The organism is uncultured Roseobacter sp. (genome assembly GCF_947496515.1).
Classification (GTDB): domain Bacteria; phylum Pseudomonadota; class Alphaproteobacteria; order Rhodobacterales; family Rhodobacteraceae; genus Roseobacter.
In genome coordinates this window covers 92607-111389 of the sequence record NZ_CANMDB010000006.1, presented here as the reverse complement: position 1 = coordinate 111389, position 18783 = coordinate 92607, and the positions used below count along the sequence as shown (strand labels likewise).

17 protein-coding genes are annotated in these 18783 nt (G+C 63.3%); 9 read left to right on the top strand and 8 right to left on the bottom strand.

From position 1 onward, the window contains the following. Positions 1-101 precede the first annotated feature (101 nt). Positions 102-560 carry an Lrp/AsnC family transcriptional regulator gene (locus Q1A53_RS12555; RefSeq protein WP_299967081.1) on the top strand — a complete coding sequence of 153 codons (459 nt, stop codon included), beginning with the start codon at positions 102-104 and terminating at the stop codon, positions 558-560. A 24-nt stretch (positions 561-584) separates the two neighbouring features. Next, positions 585-2465, top strand: coding sequence for a monovalent cation:proton antiporter-2 (CPA2) family protein (locus Q1A53_RS12550; protein WP_299967078.1), 1881 nt, complete (start codon positions 585-587; stop codon positions 2463-2465). A 284-nt stretch (positions 2466-2749) separates the two neighbouring features. Here the strand turns inward: Q1A53_RS12550 and cobT are convergent, their stop codons facing one another. Beyond that, positions 2750-3763: a nicotinate-nucleotide--dimethylbenzimidazole phosphoribosyltransferase gene (cobT, locus tag Q1A53_RS12545; RefSeq protein ID WP_299967075.1), complete on the bottom strand. Its 1014-nt coding sequence runs from the start codon at positions 3761-3763 to the stop codon at positions 2750-2752. A gap of 80 nt (positions 3764-3843) precedes the next feature. On the opposite strand from cobT, the gene Q1A53_RS12540 reads away from it, so the two are divergent. Further along, the gene (locus tag Q1A53_RS12540; protein ID WP_299967072.1) at positions 3844-4605 is read left to right on the top strand and encodes an adenosylcobinamide-GDP ribazoletransferase; all 762 of its coding nucleotides are present in this window, start codon (positions 3844-3846) and stop codon (positions 4603-4605) included. Between the two features lie 49 nt (positions 4606-4654). Here the strand turns inward: Q1A53_RS12540 and Q1A53_RS12535 are convergent, their stop codons facing one another. The 5 genes from Q1A53_RS12535 to Q1A53_RS12515 all read right to left on the bottom strand — a co-directional run bounded on the left by Q1A53_RS12535 (position 4655) and on the right by Q1A53_RS12515 (position 9662). Further along, a complete protein-coding gene (locus Q1A53_RS12535) occupies positions 4655-5167 on the bottom strand; it encodes a CarD family transcriptional regulator (protein ID WP_299967070.1) in 513 nt (170 codons plus the stop codon). 295 nt (positions 5168-5462) lie between these two features. After that, the gene (gene fdxA / locus Q1A53_RS12530; protein WP_299967067.1) at positions 5463-5801 is read right to left on the bottom strand and encodes a ferredoxin FdxA; all 339 of its coding nucleotides are present in this window, start codon (positions 5799-5801) and stop codon (positions 5463-5465) included. A gap of 51 nt (positions 5802-5852) precedes the next feature. Next, complete coding sequence (locus tag Q1A53_RS12525) at positions 5853-6230, bottom strand: RNA-binding S4 domain-containing protein (protein WP_299967065.1); 378 nt, start codon at positions 6228-6230, stop codon at positions 5853-5855. Beyond that, complete coding sequence (locus tag Q1A53_RS12520) at positions 6231-9086, bottom strand: helicase-related protein (RefSeq protein WP_299967061.1); 2856 nt, start codon at positions 9084-9086, stop codon at positions 6231-6233. A gap of 24 nt (positions 9087-9110) precedes the next feature. Further along, the gene (locus Q1A53_RS12515; RefSeq protein WP_299967058.1) at positions 9111-9662 is read right to left on the bottom strand and encodes a tetratricopeptide repeat protein; all 552 of its coding nucleotides are present in this window, start codon (positions 9660-9662) and stop codon (positions 9111-9113) included. A gap of 79 nt (positions 9663-9741) precedes the next feature. Between Q1A53_RS12515 and Q1A53_RS12510 the strand changes: the two genes are divergently transcribed. Genes Q1A53_RS12510 through Q1A53_RS12485 form a run of 6 tightly spaced genes read left to right on the top strand, consistent with a single transcriptional unit; the run spans position 9742 to position 16378 of the window. Further along, positions 9742-10032 carry an SCP2 sterol-binding domain-containing protein gene (locus Q1A53_RS12510; RefSeq protein WP_299967055.1) on the top strand — a complete coding sequence of 97 codons (291 nt, stop codon included), beginning with the start codon at positions 9742-9744 and terminating at the stop codon, positions 10030-10032. After that, positions 10032-10979, top strand: a complete 948-nt coding sequence (locus tag Q1A53_RS12505) for an alpha/beta hydrolase (protein WP_299967053.1) — start codon at positions 10032-10034, stop codon at positions 10977-10979. Before Q1A53_RS12510 ends, Q1A53_RS12505 begins: the two co-directional genes overlap by 1 nt. A 39-nt stretch (positions 10980-11018) precedes the next feature. Beyond that, a complete protein-coding gene (locus Q1A53_RS12500; protein WP_299967050.1) occupies positions 11019-12032 on the top strand; it encodes a ligase-associated DNA damage response exonuclease in 1014 nt (337 codons plus the stop codon). Beyond that, positions 12029-13627, top strand: coding sequence for an ATP-dependent DNA ligase (locus Q1A53_RS12495; RefSeq protein ID WP_299967047.1), 1599 nt, complete (start codon positions 12029-12031; stop codon positions 13625-13627). The genes Q1A53_RS12500 and Q1A53_RS12495 overlap by 4 nt, the downstream gene beginning before the upstream one ends. Beyond that, positions 13620-14498: an amidohydrolase family protein gene (locus Q1A53_RS12490; RefSeq protein ID WP_299967043.1), complete on the top strand. Its 879-nt coding sequence runs from the start codon at positions 13620-13622 to the stop codon at positions 14496-14498. Before Q1A53_RS12495 ends, Q1A53_RS12490 begins: the two co-directional genes overlap by 8 nt. Before the next feature lie 59 nt (positions 14499-14557). Further along, entirely contained in the window at positions 14558-16378 is a 1821-nt protein-coding gene (locus Q1A53_RS12485; protein ID WP_299967040.1) for a M3 family oligoendopeptidase, read from the top strand. Positions 16379-16507: 129 nt separating this feature from the next. Here the strand turns inward: Q1A53_RS12485 and Q1A53_RS12480 are convergent, their stop codons facing one another. Continuing rightward, a complete protein-coding gene (locus tag Q1A53_RS12480) occupies positions 16508-17353 on the bottom strand; it encodes a LysR family transcriptional regulator (protein WP_299967038.1) in 846 nt (281 codons plus the stop codon). Between the two features lie 368 nt (positions 17354-17721). After that, on the bottom strand, positions 17722-18618 hold the full coding sequence (rpoH, locus tag Q1A53_RS12475) for an RNA polymerase sigma factor RpoH (RefSeq protein ID WP_299967036.1): 897 nt from the start codon (positions 18616-18618) through the stop codon (positions 17722-17724). Positions 18619-18783 lie beyond the last annotated feature (165 nt).

The following is an 18783-nucleotide window of genomic DNA, read 5'->3' as shown; positions in this document are numbered from 1 at the left end:
GATACCCGAAAACACCGGAAAATTTGCGCAAACTACTTGCGGATCAGGATATTATTTGCGTAATTCACGCACGCTTTACACAATTGGCGTTAAGATCTCGCATGAGATTGGATGAGACCGATACCCGCCTGCTGCAGGCCCTGCAACGCGACGCGCATCTGACCGCGCAGGAGCTGAGCACCCTGCTGAACCTGTCGCCAAGCCAGGCAGGGCGGCGGCGGCAGCGGCTGGAGCAGGAAGGCTACATCCAGGGCTACACCGCGCAGCTGGACCCCGCGCGGTTGGGGCTGCAGGTCCAGGGGTTTATTCAGGTCCACCTTGGCACCCACGGCGCCGATCACGCACAAAGCTTCGCGCGGCTCGTCCGAACCCGGACGGAGATTACGAGCGCATGGACAATGACCGGCGATGCGGACTATCTTTTGCGGGTCTACTGCGCTGATCTGCCCGCGCTCAACCGGTTGATCCACGAAGTTCTTCTTGCCCATCCGGCCGTGGCCCGTGTCCACAGCCAAATCGTCATGGATCAACTGAAATCTGACGGGCCTCTGCCCACTTGATCGCCACGAGGAGAGATCACCGACATGGATAGTTTCCTGTTCCAGGCATCCATCTACCTCGCGGCAGCGGTGATTGCGGTGCCGATTGCCGCGCGGCTGGGGCTGGGGTCGGTGCTGGGGTATCTGGCCGCCGGCATCCTCATCGGCCCGGTTCTGGGCCTCGTCGGCTCCGAGACCGAGGACCTGCAGCATTTTGCGGAATTCGGCGTGGTCATGATGCTCTTTCTCATCGGGTTGGAGCTTGAACCCCGCGCGCTCTGGGACATGCGCCACAGGCTGATCGGGCTGGGCGGGTTGCAGATCACGCTCAGCACGCTGGCGCTGATGGGCATCGCCATGGCCTATGACCAACCCTGGGGCGTGGCGCTGGCGATCGGGCTAGCCCTGTCGCTCAGCTCAACCGCCATCGTGCTGCAGACCCTGTCGGAAAAGGGGCTGATGCAAACGGGCGGCGGCCGGTCGGTGTTTTCCGTGCTGCTGACACAGGATATCGCGGTGATCCCGATCCTGGCGTTTCTGCCGCTGCTGGCGGCGACTGTTCCGGCAAAGCTGTCGGAGAACGGTGCGATCCTGCGGGCGGGCGAAGAGGCGCATAAGGACGGACATCACAGCATGTCACTGGTCGAGGGGCTGCCCGGATGGGGGGTGACACTGGTCACCATCGCGGCCATCGCCGCCGTGATCCTTGCGGGCGTGTTCCTGACCCGACCTCTCTTCCGCTACATCCACGCGGCCCGCCTGCGCGAGATGTATACCGCCCTCGCCCTGCTGATCGTCGTGGGCATCTCCTTTCTGATGACGCTGGTGGGGCTGTCCCCTGCCCTCGGGGCGTTTCTCGCCGGGGTCGTGCTGGCCAGTTCCGAATTCCGCCACGAGCTGGAGACCGATCTGGAGCCCTTCAAGGGTCTGCTGCTGGGACTTTTCTTTATCACCGTCGGCGCGGGCATCAACTTTACCCTGCTCTTTGACAATACGCTCAACATCGTCGGCATGGCGCTGCTGGTGATCATTGTCAAAGGCGCGATCCTCTATGTGCTGGGCCGCGCTTTCAAGCTCAAGGGCAAGGATCACTGGCTCTTTACCCTCGCGCTGGCGCAGGCGGGTGAGTTCGGGTTCGTGCTGGTATCCTTTTCGGTGGTTCAGGGCGTGATCCCGCGCGATGTGGCCGAAACCCTGCTGCTGGTGATCTCTATCTCCATGCTGATCACGCCGCTGCTGTTCATCCTTTATGACCAGCTGTCCAAACGCGCGCCGGAACGTCCCGAGACGCAGCAACCCGACGAGATTGATGAAGAAGGCCCCGTGATCATCGCGGGCATCGGACGCTTCGGCCAGATCGTCAACCGTCTGGTGCAGGCCAACGGGTTCAACACGGTGGTGCTGGACCATGACATGGAAACCATCGCAGTCATGCGGCGGTTTGGCTTCAAGGGGTTTCTGGGGGATCCAACGCGCCCCGACATCCTGCGTGCCGCCGGGCTGCAGACAGCACGTGTGCTGGTGGTGGCGCTGGACGATCCGGAGGCTGCAATCACCCTGGTTCGTTACGCCCGCAAACTGCGGCCAGAGCTGCACATCGTCGCCCGCGCGCGAGATCGCAGCCATGTCTACCGGCTGTATCAGGCGGGGGCCGATGACATCGTACGGGAGCTTTTCGACAGCTCACTGCGTGCGGGCCGCTACGTTCTGGAGAACATGGGGCTGAGCGAATATGAAGCCGCCGAGGCCGAGCGGATCTTTTACCACCACGACCGGCACTCGGTGCAGGAACTGGCGGAGTTGTGGGATCCGGACATCCCGCCCAGCAAGAACGACGCCTATCTTGCACGCGCCAAAGAGCTGCAAAAGGAGTTGGAAACAGCGTTTCTCACCCGCGATGCGGATGGTGCGGAAAAGAGGGCCTGAAGCAGTCAACCTTGAACCTGAGACGCCCAACGTTTGTGCACAAGCGCCGCCCGTTTTGCCGAAGGCAAACCTCCGGTTTGACGGGGGCGGAAGGGTGCTGTGCAACTGTGCCTGTTACGCGAGTGCTCTGGCGAAGCGGGGTGTCTCACGTTCAAGGTGGGATGCTCTACCAGGTCTTCCGCTTGAGCCGCGTCAGGTTAGCTTCAAAATAGAAACCGTGTTCCGTCGCAGAGACCGTGTCATCTACAAAATCTGGCAACCGAAAAATGCGGCATGTGGGGGCGTCACCCGTCGGCCACGCCCGTTTCCGAGAATGTCGCCATCCCGCTGAGACAGGCGACCGCACCTTTGAGCACACCAAGCGACAGCGCAGCCCCCGACCCTTCGCCAAGGCGCAACCCCAGAGCCAGCAGCGGCTCCTTTTTCAGGCGTTCCAGCATTCGCTGATGCGCGCCCTCGGCGCTGAGATGTCCTGCGACGCAGTGATCAAGCGCGCCCGGGACTGCCTTTTCCAGACAGGCGGCCGCGGCAGTACAGATGAAGCCGTCCAGCAGGACCGGGATACGCAGCGCCCGCGCCCGGGCAATGGCACCGGCCATGGCCGCGAGTTCCCGCCCGCCCAGCCTGCGCAACATCTCCAAACCGTCACCCTGCCCGCCGTGCCGTGCTAGGCCATCGGCCACGGCTTGCGTCTTGGCGGCAAATGCAGTGCCTTCGACACCGGTCCCGCGGCCCGTCCACTCCTCTGCCGTGCCACCAAAGAGCGCGGCACCCAGAGCCGCCGCCGACGTGGTGTTGCCGATGCCCATCTCGCCGGTAACGAGCACATCCGCCTCCGGATCAACCGCCTGCCAGCCTGTGTGCAGCGCGTCCACGACCTCTGCTTCACTCATGGCGGGACCTGTTGTGAAATCCACCGTCGGCCTGTCCAGCGCCAGCGCATGCACGTCGAGCCGCGCCCCGAAAGCCTCCGCCAGCTGGTTGATGGCCGCGCCGCCGTGTTGAAAGTTCAACACCATCTGTTCGGTGACCTCTGGCGGAAAGGCCGAGACGCCGCGCGCCGCCACACCGTGGTTACCAGCAAAGACGATCACCTGTGGCGCGGAAATCCGGGGCCGGTCCGTGCCGCGCCAGCCTGCGTACCAGATGCCAAGATCCTCCAGCCGCCCCAGAGCACCGGGGGGTTTCGTCAACTGAACATTGCGCGCCTCAGCGGCTCTGACGGCCTCTGCGTGGGGGCTTGGCTGGCGCGCAAGCGTCGCGCGAAAGGCGGCGAGATCCTCAAAACTGGCAGTCATGGGGCGTCCTTCGGTTGAAACCTCTGGCGTCCCTGATTACGCATTGAAAGCCCTCCCACAAGTCGTGAATGACGCTCACCATGAAAAACGCCCTCCCGCGAAACTGGCTGACGGACCTGCTGCTGGCGGGTGTGCTGCTGACGCGCCTGCCGCTGCCACAGTTACCACCGGATGCCTTTGCCCGTGGCGCGCGGGCGGTCTGGGCCTATCCCGTTGCGGGCACGTTGCTGGGACTGGTGGCGGGCGCTGTGGGTCAGACCCTGCTGGCTCTGGGCCTGCCTGCGGTCTTTGCCGCGGGCGGGGTCCTGGCCGTGTTGATGCTGCTATCGGGGGCCATGCATGAGGATGGCCTGGGCGATACCGCAGACGGGTTCTGGGGCGGGCAGACCGCCGCGCGGCGGCTGGAGATCATGAAAGACAGCCACATCGGCACCTACGGGCTGCTGGCCTTGGGTGTCACGACCGGCCTGCGGTGGAGCGCCTATGCCGCGTTGATCCCGCTTGGCATCTGGCCGGTGGTCGCAGCGGCAGCCTTGTCCCGCGCCGCAATGCCCTGCGTCATGGCAGGCCTGCCGCACGCACGGGACACCGGGCTGTCCCTAAGCGTCGGTCAGCCGGACGGGCGCGCCGCGGTAACTGCGCTGGTACTGGCAGTGGTAATCGGGCTGGCGTCCGTCGGGCCCGCTGCGGTTGGCGGTCTGCTGTCAGCGCTCACTGCAACCCTCGGAGTAGGGCTGATAGCCCACCGTAAGATCGCGGGACAGACGGGCGATGTGCTGGGCGCGGTCCAGCAAGTGAGCGAGCTTGCCGTGCTGACCAGCTTTGTCCTGATCCTCACATGAAAAATGCGCCCCTCGAGGGAGCGCATTTTCTGTCATCCTGTCAGAGATTTCAGGCCGCGACGCGGCTGTCGAGAACGTCGCTGACTTGCTTGGCCGCTGCCAGATCGTCGCCACCGCTCACGGCGGCAACTTCGCGCGTCAGCCGTTCCAGCGCCGCCTCATAGAGCTGGCGTTCGGAATAGCTCTGCTCGCGCTGATCATCGGTGCGGTGCAGGTCGCGTACAACTTCTGCGATCGCGATCAGATCACCCGAGTTGATCTTTTGCTCGTATTCCTGCGCCCGGCGTGACCACATGGCCCGCTTGACCTTGGCCTTGCCTTTCAGCGTCTTCATCGCGTGCCCGATCACATCCGGCGAGCTGAGCGCCCGCATCCCGATTTCCGTCGCCTTATGCGTCGGCACCCGCAGCGTCATCTTGTCCTTCTCAAAGGAGATCACGAAAAGCTCCAGCGAGATACCGGCCACTTCCTGCTCCTCGATGGAGAGGATCTGCCCGACGCCATGCGCAGGGTAGACGACGAATTCATTCGGGCGGAAATCAAGTTTCTTCGATTTGGTCATTCAGCATTCCTTGGTCAACGGCTGCACATCGCAGATTTTCGACACTCAAAACCACACCGAGCGGAGACTTTTCAGCCGCGCATGCGAGTGTGACTATCCAGATTGGCCGATGCCTGACAGCGATACGCTCCCGGGCCGTGATGAGCAATTCCGTGTTACTTTGCCCACGTATAATAACACAAAAACGCGCCGCAAAAAAGTGCACGCTGCGTCACGTCGTTAAAAATCCATTTTTATGAAGCGCTTACCGCTGCCAAATCGCCCAAAAACCGCCTCGAATCGCGGATTTAGGGGCCTAACCACCCTCGCCCGGTGCTTCAGAGAAGTATTTTTCGAGCTTCCCAGTCTCACCATCGCGTTCTTCAGCATCTGGCAGCGGGTCTTTCTTGGTGATGATGACAGGCCACATCTCGGAGTATTTGCGGTTGAACTCCACCCATTTTTCCATGTCGGGTTCTGTATCGGGCCGGATGGCATCCGCCGGGCACTCGGGCTCACAGACGCCACAGTCGATGCATTCGTCGGGATGAATGACCAGCATGTTCTCGCCTTCATAGAAGCAGTCCACGGGACATACCTCCACGCAGTCGGTGTATTTGCACCCGATACAGCTGTCATTCACGATATAGGTCATCGGACCGTCATTCCCCTTATGTTCATGTGGTAGCTAAATGACACACAGGGATCATTCAAGAGAACGGTCGCGAGAAAGATCAAGGATCCGGCGGTCGCGTTTGGTAGGGCGACCTTTTCCCTCAAAAGCCGGATTTCGGTCCGTCGTGTCCTGTTTCTTGGACTGCGGTGGGGACAGATCCTCGTAAAGGGTCTGTGCCTCTGTCGCAGGGCCACGTCTGGTGCCGATGGCATCCACGCGGATCACCCGAATGTGATCGCCCTGGGCAAAGGTGAGCACGTCATCCGCGCCGACCATCTGGCTGCGCTTTTCGGTACGGATGCCGTTCACCCGGACATCGCCCGCCGCGACCCGGCTGGCGGCCAGCGAGCGCGTCTTGAAGAACCGCGCATGCCAGAGCCATTTGTCGAGACGCAGCTTATCGGCCACCTATTTGGTGTCCTTGAGCCCCATAAGAGCGGCGGCAAAAGGATTGTCGGGATCAATCTTCTTTTCCTGTTTTGGCGGCCGAGCAGAGAACTTCTGCGCAATGTTGTCGCCGCCTTTCGGACCGCGGCCCTTGCCTTTGGCGCCGGGCTTGCCCCTGCCTTTTGGCCGATCGCCGGATCTGCCTTTGCCCGGTCTATTCCCCTGACGGGCGGGACGACCCCAGGTGAAGGTGTAGAACACCTCCATCTCCGCGCCAGCCTCCGCTTCATCCGGGGCAGTGCCGATGGGCGTTTCCTCCGCTGGTGTTTCCGGCACCGGCGCGTCCGCAACGGCTTCCTCCGCGACGGGCTGCTCCGTCAGCGGCGCGTCAGCCTGCGCCTCCGCGGATGCGGCCCCGGCATCGGCCTGATCCATGACGGGCGTGTCCGCCTGCGGCGGTTCCGGCACGGGATCGGTGGTAACAACCATGTCGGCGGGTTTGACCTTGGCCCGTTCGCCCTTTTCGGCCTTGTAACCGAGGCCCTGCATCAGATCCGCGAATTGCTCCAGCGTCATGCCGGTGATGGACAGCATATCGGCACTGGCCTCGAAACCCGCGCGGGTGTTCTCTGCGCGCAGCATATCGGCCAACCGCTCCAGCATGTCGATGCGGATGGCACGCTCCCCGGCAATCCTGTAGCCCGACATCGTGTCGGCACCCGCAGGCGCACTAGCGTCCGTGGGGATCGTGACCAGCCCGGGCGGCGGCGCCTCGGGAAAATCGTTGAGCCCTTGTGACAGCGACCACAGCACCAGCCGCAACCGGGTCGGCGCGGGTTTGAGCAGGAGCGGCATGAAGATCGTGAACTGACCAAACCGCACCCCATGCTTGCGCAGCGCACCCCGGGCGTCCTGATCGAGCGCTTTGACCTCATCCACCACCGACGCACGGGGCAGGATGCCGAGCGCTTCGACCATGCGAAACGCAAAGCCGCGCGCCAGACCGCTGAGCGTTTCGTCGCGGCTGAGGTTCATGAGCGGTTCAAACAGATTGGCAATCTTGCGGTCGATGAAATGTTGCAGACGGCGCTGCACTTTCTGCGCAACCTCCGGTCCCGCCACATCATCGACGAAAACCTCCACCTGCGGTTTCATCGGATCCGCACCCGGCGTCAGCTTGCCGACCGCATCCTTGCCCCAGATCAGCCCGCCCTGTTCGGTGAAATCAATCTCCGTGTCGGGCGCGTTGTAGAAACGATCCGCGCGCAGATGAAACTGCGGCGCCAGCGCTTGCAGCGCCGCGGTCTTGAGTGTCTTGGCCTCCGCGCTGCTGGCGCTTTTGTCCTGGCTAAAGCGGAACCCCTCCAGCCGTCCTACAAATTCGCCTTCGACAGTCACTTCGCCGGTATTCGATACGTCTGCCACCATGGCTTCCTTCTGGCCGAGCCGGCGCAAGAGCACGGATGTGCGCCGGTCTACAAATCTCTGGGTCAGACGCTCGTGCAGCGCGTCCGACAATCGGTCTTCTACAGAACGGGTCTCGCCGCGCCAATGGCTTTCGTCCGAAACCCACCCCTTTCGCTGAGCGACATAGGTCCATGTGCGGACAAACGCCAATCTCTTGGACAACGCATCAATGTCGCCATCGGTTCGGTCGACCCGCTTGATATGTGTTGCAAGCCAATGATCGGGGATGCTGCCACGCTCGTGCAGGTGGGTGAAAATCGCCTCCAGCAGGCCTGCGTGTTCAGCGTGGCTGATGCCGCGGAAATCGGGGATCCGGCACACGTCCCAGAGCAGACGCACCGAAGGACCGTCCGTGCAGCGTGCGGCCACCTCCGCATCCTCGCCGATGGTTTTCAGCGCGCGCAGATCGTCAGCTTCGCGGGCGCGCACGAGAATGTCGTCGTCGGGCGGCGCCTCCAGCGTGGCCACCAGCCGGTCGATAGACCCGAACTGCAGCGCGTGATTGCGCCAGTTGAGCTTTTTCAGCGGGGCAAACCGGTGGCCGGTGATCGCCTCCACCACCCCGTCATCCAGCGGCGAGGCGTCGCCCGTCACACCGAAGGTGCCGTTTCGCATGCCCCGCCCGGCGCGCCCGGCGATCTGGGCCAGCTCATTGGGGGCCAGTGGGCGCATGCGGCGCCCGTCGAACTTGGTGGTGGCGGAAAAGGCAACATGGTCCACATCAAGGTTCAGCCCCATGCCGATGGCGTCCGTTGCCACCAGATAATCGACCTCGCCGTTCTGATACATGTCCACCTGCGCGTTGCGGGTGCGCGGGCTGAGCGCGCCCATGACCACCGCCGCACCGCCCTTCTGGCGGCGAATGAGCTCTGCAATGGCGTAGACGTTTTCCACCGAGAACCCGACAATCGCGCTGCGCGGTTTCATGCGGCTGATCTTTTTAGGGCCCAGATAGGTAAGCTGTGACATGCGTTCGCGCTGGATGAACTGGGCCTGTGGCGCCAATGCCCGGATCGGTCCGCGCATGGTGTCAGCGCCCAGAAACACCGTCTCGTGCAACCCGCGGGCACGCAGCAGCCGGTCGGTGAACACATGCCCGCGCTCCGGGTCCGCGCACAGCTGGATTTCATCCACGGCGAGGAAATCACAGCCCATCCCCTCGGGCATCGCCTCCACCGTGCAGACCCAATACTGCGTCCGCGGCGGCACGATGCGTTCCTCACCGGTGACCAGCGCCACGACCGACGGGCCGCGCACGGCGACGATGCGGTCGTAAACCTCGCGCGCCAGCAAGCGCAGCGGCAGGCCGATAACACCCGTCCGATGCCCCAGCATCCGCTCGATTGCATAGGTCGTCTTGCCTGTGTTGGTCGGGCCCAGAACGGCCACGACCCGCGCATCACCTGACACGGCGCATTCCTCTATCTCAGCGGCTCAGAGCGTGCGGCCAATGCCGCGTTGCTGAAGCTGTTCCCGCGCGGTTTTCGCGTTCTCGTGGTGGGGATGCAAGGCCAGGACCTGCTCAAACGCCTCGGCTGCGCGCGGCAGATCGCCGAACTCACGCAGCATCACGCCGAGGCCAAAAATAGCATTGTAATTCTGCGGGTTCAGCGCGAGCGCGCGCTGCAGGTCATCCAGCGCAGGACCATAAAGCCCGGCCCGATAAAAGGCGGTCGCCCGCATGTGCCAGCCTTCGGCGAACCCGGGGGCATGGTCCGTCAGCGCCGTCAGATGCTCGATCGCCTGCCCAGTCTCTTCGGCCTCCAGCGCATCACGGCCCCGTTTGAGCAGAAGGTTCATCGCGGCAGAGCCGGAGTTGTCCCAGATCAGCGACAGCTCCCGGTCGAGCCGGGCGGCGTCAACCTCGGACGCCGCCGCCAGCTGATCCAGCAGTGTTGCGGCGTCCTGCTGGGCCTGCAGCGGCAGGCTGAGCACACAGGTTGTAAAAAATGCCGCAACGACATGTTTGAGGATTTGCGTTTTCATCTTCATAACACAAATCAATGTAACAGGACTGCAGGGCAATTCCAGTGCGCCGCAGACCGCAGACCTCAAAGGATCCAAAATGAGCGATATTGTGAACCAGGCCGTCGTCGCGCTGAACGAAAAACTGGCAGGCGCCGATTTTGGCGGGACGGCGAAATTCGACATCGCGGACGAAGGCTGCGTGATGATGGACAACACCGGCGCGCGGGCGGGCGATGAGCCTGCGGATGTGACACTATCGGCAGACGCCGATACCTTCCGCTCGATCCTGGAAGGTGAGACCAACCCGACCAGCGCCTTTATGACCGGCAAGCTGAGCGTTGATGGCGATATGGGCATGGCAATGCAACTGGCCTCCGTTCTCGCCTGATGGATTATGACGCCGCCCCGTTTTTGAGCGATATTGCCTTTGGCGAGGCGACAGGGGCGGCGCATTGGGTTCAAAGTTCCGACGGTCACCGGATCCGCATCGGTCACTGGCCGCACGAGAACGCACGCGGCACGGTCCTGATCTTTCCCGGTCGCACGGAATTCATCGAGAAATATGACCTCTGTGCAACGGCCCTTGCGCGCCGTGGTTTTGCCGCCATGGCCATCGACTGGCGCGGCCAGGGATTGTCGGACAGGCTGCTCGACAATCCGCTGATGGGGCATGTGGATCATTTCCCAGACTACCAGAAAGACATCGACGCAATGCTGCGCCTGGCGCGGCGGCTGGAAATGCCGCGGCCGTTCTTTTTGCTGGCCCATTCCATGGGCGGGGCCATCGGGCTCCGGGCCACGATGGAGGGCTTGCCCGTGCAGGCCGCCGCGTTCTCCGCACCCATGTGGGGGATCAAGCTTGCGTCCCACATACGCCCGCTTGCCTGGACGCTCAGCCACATCATGCCACGGATCGGGCAAGGCCATCGACTGCCGCCCGGCACCCGGATCGAACACCATGTCCTGACCGACGGGTTTGAGGGCAACCTGCTGACCCGTGATCCCGAGCAGTTTGAGATGATGCGCAAGCAGTTGGAGGCGCACCCTGATCTGGCGCTCGGCGGTCCCAGCTTTGTCTGGCTGCGCGAGGCGCTGCGCGAAACCCGGCATCTCATGGGCCGTCCCTCGCCGGATTTGCCCTGCGTTGCCTTTCTCGGCACCGGAGAGCGGATCGTCGAGGCGACTGCGGTCCAGCAGCGCATGGCCCGCTGGCCCCGCGGCACTCTGGAACTGGTCGAGGACGGCGAACATGAGGTGCTGATGGAGAGCGATGCGGTCGCAGGCCCGCTCTTTGATCAGATGGCCGCGCTGTTTCTGCGCGGCGGGCACGGCTGACGGCTGGGCAAAGCCTTCCCGCTCGCTAGGTTAGAAGGCATGAGCAAGATCTCCGCCCTGACCTTTACCGACCGCGGCATCTACTGTCCTGCGGGCGATTTTTACATCGACCCCTGGCGGCCCGTGGACCGGGCGTTGATCACACATGGTCACGCAGATCATGCGCGGTGGGGGCACGGGCACTATCTGGCGACCCACGCGGCTCTCCCGGTGATGCGCCACCGTCTGGGCGAGATCGACGCGCAAGGCATCGGCTACGGTGAAACTGTGCAAATCGGCGGCGCGAACGTGTCCTTTCACCCCGCGGGCCATGTGCCCGGCTCCGCTCAGATCCGGGTGGAGGTTGCGGGCGAGATCTGGGTCGCCTCCGGTGACTACAAGGTAGAGAACGACGGGCTGTCAGAACCGTTCGAGCCGCAGCGGTGTCACCATTTCATCACCGAATCCACCTTTGGCCTGCCGGTTTTCCGGTGGCAGCCGCAGGCGCGGATCACAACCGAGCTCAACGCGTGGTGGGCGCGATGCGCCGACGCGGGCAAGACCGCCTTTCTGGGGGCCTACGCGCTTGGCAAGGCGCAGCGGTTGATGCGGATGCTGGACCCGGAGATCGGGCCGATCCTCACTCACGGCGCGGTGGAGGGCACCAATGCGGTGCTGCGCGCGCAGGGCATCGACCTGCCGGAGACGCAACAGGTGACTGGCGAGATGGATGTCAAATCCATCAAACGCGCGCTGGTGCTGGCTCCGCCCTCGGCGCTCGGCAGCACCTGGGCCCGAAAGTTCGGCCCGCGCGAGAGCGCCTTTGCCAGCGGCTGGATGCAGCTGAGAGGTGTCCGGCGGCGGCGTGCGGGCGATCGCGGCTTTGTCGTTTCCGATCACGCGGACTGGCGTGGATTGCTGGACGCCATTGGTCAAACAGGGGCTGAAAACATATATGTGACGCATGGTTATACGGATATCTTCGCGCGTTACCTGAATGAGAATGGCTGGCAGGCGCAGGTCGTGCCAACCGAATTCGAGGGCGAGACGCTGGATATGGATGCGGCCTCATGAACCGCTTCGCCGCCCTTTTCAACGCCATTGACCAGAGCACCAAGACAACCGTGAAGGTCGCCGCACTGGCAGCGTATTTCCGCGCGGCTCCCCCGGAGGACCGGATGTGGACCATTGCGCTCTTTTCGGGCCGCAGACCCAAGCGCGTGGTCACAACCACCCGCCTGCGCGAATGGGCCGCAGATGAAGCGGGCATCCCGCTGTGGCTGTTCGAGGAGAGCTACCCCATCGTGGGCGATCTGGCGGAGACCATTGCGCTCGTGCTGCCGCCTGCCGACGGATCCTCCGACAAGAGCCTGTCGGCGTGGATCGCCACCCTGCGCGCCCTGGCCACGGTCGAGGAGGACGCCCGCAAAGCCGCCGTGCTGGCCGCCTGGCACAGCCTTGAGGACACGGAACGTTTCGTGTTCAACAAGCTGATCACCGGCGGGTTTCGCATGGGGGTCAGCCAAAAGCTGATGACCCGCGCGCTGGCGCAGGCCACCGAGAAGCCCGAGGCGGAACTGGCGCACAGGCTTATGGGCAACTGGCACCCGGATGATACCACCTGGGAAGGGTTGATCGAGGCGGAGGATGCCTCCGCCGATGCCTCACGCCCCTACCCGTTCTACCTCGCCTACGCGCTGGAGGATGGGCCTGAGGCGCTCGGTGCCCCGAGTGCGTGGCGCGCGGAGTGGAAATGGGACGGCATCCGCGGTCAGGTCATCCTGCGGGACGGGCAGCATTTCGTCTGGTCACGCGGCGAAGAGTTGATGACGGACCGGTTTCCGGAGCTTGCCCGAGCGGCGGATTTCCTGCCTCCCGGCACTGTCATGGACGGGGAGTTGCTGGTCTGGCAGCCGCAAGCGGACCGCCCCGACAGTTTCAACGCGCTCCAAAAAAGGATCGGGCGCAAGACCGTGCCGAAAAAGCTGCTGACCGACGCGCCCGTCGTGCTGCACGCCTACGACTTGCTCGAATGGCAAGGGTCAGACATCCGCGAAACCTCCTTTGCCGAACGCCGCGCGCTGCTGGAGGCGGCTTGCGCCGATCTGCCTGGCGATGCTCCCGTACGCCTTTCGCCGCAGCTTGAGTTCGAGGGGTGGGACGATCTGGGCGAGCTGCGCAGCATCGCCCGGGATGAAAACGCCGAAGGGGTCATGCTCAAGCGCGCCGACAGCCCCTATCGCATCGGGCGCAAAAAGGGCGACTGGTGGAAATGGAAGCTGGACCCACTGACCATCGACGCCGTGATGATCTACGCCCAGGCAGGTCACGGGCGGCGCGCCAATCTCTTCACCGATTTCACCTTTGCGGTGCGCCATGGCAACGATCTGGTGCCCTTTACCAAGGCCTATTCCGGGCTGACAGATGCGGAGTTTCGCGAGATCACGAAATGGGTCCGCAAGAACACGCTTCAGCGGTTCGGACCGGTGCGGCAGGTCACCCCGCACCACGTATTCGAAATTGCCTTCGAAGGGATCCAGGCAAGCCCCCGGCACAAGTCTGGCGTCGCCCTGCGGTTTCCGCGTATGTCCCGCTGGCGGCAGGATAAGCCGCTGGACGAGGCCAATACGCTGGAGGATCTGAACGACATGCTGAGGATTTATGGATAAGCCGGATGCACAGATGCCCCCTGCGCCCCGCGCCCCTGTCCGCCGCGCGCCCGAGGGCGCCTGTGATACGCATGTGCATCTGGTGGCGGGCCGCGGGGAGTTCGCGCTTTGGGACGGCCGGGTCGAGAACCCCGCGCCGGGCCCTGATCTGGACGGCTGGCTCGATCTCTTTCGCGCGCAATGCGAAACCTTGGGCGTCTCGCGCGGCGTCATCGTCCATTCGATTCTCTATGGCACCGACAATACCGTCACGGTCGAGGCCGTGCGGCGCATGGGAGCAGGGTTTCGCGGCGTGGGCCTGTTGCCGGACGGCGCGAGTGAAGCACGGATGGACCAGTTCGTGGACTGGAACATGGCGGCGGTACGGCTGAACTACGTGCACGGTGGCGTGCTGGGCTGGGACGGCGCAAAGGCGATGGCACCTGCCCTGGCGGAGCGAGGGCTGCACATCCAGATGCTTTGCCACGCGGACCAGCACATGATCGATCTGGCCGAGGACGTGCGCCGCTTGCCCATCGACGTGGTGTTCGACCATATCGGCTGGCCAAGCGGTGGGCTGAGCCCGAAAAGCGACGGGTTTCAGGCGCTGTGCGCACTGCTGAGCGACGGCAAGGCCTGGGTCAAACTCTCCGCCCTATACCGCATGTGCGCCGCACCCTACAGGGAGGCCGATCCGCTGGTCGCCGCCCTGATTGCGGCAAACCCCGAGCGTTGCCTGTGGGGCTCGGACTGGCCGCACCTGATGCTGGCGGGTGCGCAGATACCGCAGGCCGCCGATCTGCTCGACGCGCTGGACCGTGTGATCCCTGACGATACCGCGCGGCACCGGATCCTTGTGCAGAACCCCGCCGCCCTCTTCGGCTTTGAGTGAACGCTTGTTCCGCGGCCTGACGCGGCCTAAGTGTAGCCAAACACATGATGAGGTCTTTGATGTTCGAGCTTCCCTTCCCCGTTCGCGATGCAGATGCCAGCGCTGGCGGCTCCTCTCTGGGTGATCTGCCCGAATGGAACCTTGATGATCTCTACACCGGGCAGGACGCGGCAGAGCTGAAACGCGATCTCGACTGGCTGGAGCAGGCCTGCGCCAGTTTCGCCACCGACTACGAAGGCAACCTGGCGGGTCTGGATGCCGCCGGCTTTCTCGACTGCGTGCTGCGCAACGAAAAGATCAACCAGGTCGCGGGCCGTCTGATGTCCTTTGCGGGGCTACGCTACTACCAGCAGACCACGGATGCGGAGCGGGCGAAGTTCATGTCCGATCTGCAGGAGAAGATCACGAATTTCACCACCCCGCTGGTGTTTTTCACGCTGGAGATCAACCGCCTTCCCGACGATCATCTGGAGGGGCTCTACGCCCAGAACGCGGATCTGGCGCGCTACAAGCCCATCTTCGACCGGATCCGCGCGATGAAGCCCTACCAGCTCAGCGACGAGCTGGAGAAGTTCCTGCACGATCTGGGGGTTGTTGGCGACGCCTGGGAACGGCTCTTTGACGAGACCATTGCGGGGCTGGAGTTTGAGGTGGACGGCGAGACGCTGGGCATCGAAGGCACGCTCAACCTGTTGACCGATCCAGACCGGAGCAGACGCGAGGCAGGTGCGCGAGAGCTGTCGCGGGTCTTTCAGGCCAACATCAAGACTTTCGCCCGGGTGCACAATACGCAGGCCAAGGAAAAGGAAATCCTCGACCGCTGGCGCGGTATGGAGAGCGCGCAGCTGGGCCGTCACCTAAGCAATCAGGTAGAGCCCGAAGTGGTTGACGCGCTGCGCAATGCAGTGGTCGAGGCCTACCCAAAGCTCAGCCACCGCTACTACGAGCTCAAGCGCAAGTGGATGGGGCTGAACAAGATGCAGGTCTGGGACCGCAACGCGCCCCTGCCCATGGAAGACAACCGGATTGTGGATTGGGCGGAGGCAGAACGCACGGTGATGGAAGCCTATGAGGCGTTCGATCCGCGCATGGGGCAGCTGGCCGAGCCGTTTTTTAACAAGGGCTGGATCGATGCGGGTGTAAAACCCGGCAAGGCGCCCGGTGCCTTTGCGCATCCGACGGTGACGAACGTGCATCCTTATGTGATGCTGAACTACCTCGGCAAACCGCGCGATGTCATGACGCTGGCGCATGAGCTTGGGCACGGAGTCCATCAGGTCCTGGCAGCCGAACAGGGGGAAATGTTGTCCTCCACCCCGTTAACGCTGGCCGAGACGGCAAGTGTATTCGGCGAGATGCTGACCTTTCGCAAGATGCTCGACGGTGCCGAAACGCCAGCGCAGCGCAAGGTGCTGCTGGCGGGCAAGGTCGAGGATATGATCAACACGGTGGTCCGCCAGATCGCGTTCTACGATTTCGAATGCAAGCTGCACGCCGCCCGGCGCGGCGGAGAGCTGACACCTGATGACATCAACGCGCTGTGGATGAGCGTTCAGGGCGAGAGCCTCGGCCCGGCGTTCGAATTCATGGACGGCTATGAGACCTTTTGGGCCTATATTCCGCATTTCGTGCATTCGCCGTTCTACGTCTACGCCTATGCGTTCGGCGACGGGCTGGTGAACGCGCTTTACGCGGTCTACGCAGAGGGCGGCGCGGGGTTCGAGGACAAGTATTTCGACATGCTCAAGGCTGGTGGGTCGAAACACCACAAGGAACTTTTGGCCCCCTTCGGGCTGGATGCGTCGGATCCGGCGTTCTGGGACAAGGGCCTCAGCATGATCTCGGGCTTCATCGACGAGCTGGAAGCGATGGAGGGATAGGCTTCCGGGTCCGGAGGGCATCCGCCCTTGGGGGGAGTCCGGCCATGACGGGCCTGTCGACAGCGCGAGACATCTGACAGATCATGGCTCAGATCGACGTTCACCGTGCGAATGGTGTCAGCCCCCCTTTTAACCGGTCCCGCGCGGCGCCACAGCATCGCACATCCGGTCAATGGCGCGGCGGACTTCGGGGCGGTGACGGTCGTCCTGGTGGGTGACAAGCCATTGATGCCGCGACAGATTCTCGATGATGTCGCTGCGCCGTTGAAGCGACGGGTAGAGGGCGGCAAGGAAGGTCGGCAGCACTGCGATCCCCTTGCCCGCCAGCGCCAGATCCAGCGCGTTGCGGGGGGCGGTGACCTCGCAGACCGCATCCTCCACCCCGGCGAGCCTGCCCAGCCAGCGGGCGGAGGCTGTCTCCGCGATGACCCGTATCCAACGGCCCGGCGCGTCACGCGTGGCGTAGGCCGCAAAGGTCACCCGGGACAGCCGCCGCCCGGCCAGCGAGGGGCTTTCGGGTCGCTGGTTGCGGAAGCCGATGGCCGCGGTGCGATGGGCCAGATCCAATACCGCTTCGGTGGAGATAAACTGCAGCCGCAGATCCGGCGGCGTCCCCACCAGATGATCCAGCTGATGCAACAGCGCCAGCGTCGTCCAGGTACCCGCTGACACTTTGATCAGCGGGCGCGCATCCTGAGACAGATCCGTGGTGAGCCGCCGTACACGCGCCTCGACCTCGCCCGCGCCTTCCAGCAGCCGCGCACCCGCATCCGTGAGCGCATAGCCCCGGTCGTGCCGGACAAAAAGCGTCTGACCCATGCGCTGTTCCAGCGCGAGCATCCGGCGCCCCAGTGTCGCCGCACTGCGCCCGCTCAACCGTGCGGCGGGAGACAACCCGCCTTCTCGCGCCACCAGCACGAAGAGCCGCAAGTCGTCCCAGTCATCCGGCTGAGCATCAATCTTCTTTTCACTCATGAAATGACCTGTGCAAACCAGTGCATTCTGCAAGACATCAAGCGCAGGTAAAACAGGAGCGGTCAAGGGCCGCCGCAGGTCCGCCGTCGTCACCGCAGGAGCCCATCATGCCCAGCCCTCACCCGCAGTTGCACCGCCACCGCCCCTTTCCCGCAGCGCGCCCGTCAGCGCAGGCCCGCGAAGCCGACGCCTTTTACACACGGCACGGCGGCGCGGGACCTCGCACGTTGCTGTGGTGTGTCACGTTGATCGGGGGGATCTTCCGACTGTGGCCAAAACGCCAGAGCCGCAGCAAAAAGGCCCTCCCCGGTCGCCGGGGAAGACCTGCAATCCTGACAGCGTTCAGGATCCGCTGAGGTGTCGCGCGCTCAGGCGCTCGCCATCATGCCTTTTTCCTTGGCCAGATCGCGCATCTTCTTTTGCAGCTTTTCGAAGGCCCTCACCTCGATCTGGCGGATCCGTTCGCGGCTGACGTTGTATTCGCCGCTCAGATCCTCCAGCGTCACTGTCTTGTCGGACAGGCGGCGTTGGGTGAGGATGTCACGTTCGCGCTCGTTGAGCACATCCATCGCCTCCACCAGCAATTCGCGGCGGGTTTCCAGCTCGTTGCGGGCCTCGTAGTCGCCCGCCTGATCGGCACCCTCATCCTCCAGCCAGTCCTGCCATTGCATCGTGCCCTCACCTTCGGAGCCAACGGTGGCATTGAGCGACGCATCGCCCCCTGACATCCGCCGGTTCATGGAGATCACCTCGTCCTCGGTCACCCCAAGGTCGGTCGCGATGCGCGCGACATTTTCGGGCCGGAGATCCCCGTCTTCGAGCGCGCCGATGCGGTTCTTGGCCTTGCGCAGGTTGAAAAACAGCTTCTTTTGACCGGAGGTCGTGCCCAGCTTGACCAGCGACCAGCTGCGCAGGATGTACTCTTGAATGGAGGCACGGATCCACCACATGGCGTAGGTCGCAAGGCGAAACCCTTTTTCCGGATCAAACCGTTTGACCGCCTGCATCAGGCCCACGTTCGCCTCCGAGATCACCTCGGCCTGCGGCAGCCCGTAGCCACGGTACCCCATGGCGATCTTGGCCGCGAGCCGCAGGTGGCTGGTGACCATCTTGTGCGCGGCTTCGGTGTCTTGCTCTTCGACCCACCGTTTGGCGAGCATGTATTCTTCCTCCGGCTCCAGAAGCGGAAACTTGCGGATTTCCTGCATGTAGCGGTTGAGACCGCCTTCCGGTGTCGGAGCGGGTAGATTTGCGTAATTAGCCATAAGCGCCTCCCAATGTATAAGGGCTTAACATAGATATGGTAGCTGAACGGACCGGTTCAAGTCCGCGCCCGAAAAACGTTAACCGAAATCCTAGAGCGCAGAGATTAACGAAAAGCTGACAGCGAGGGCCAGTGTTAACACTTCACAAATCGGTGCGCACCAGAG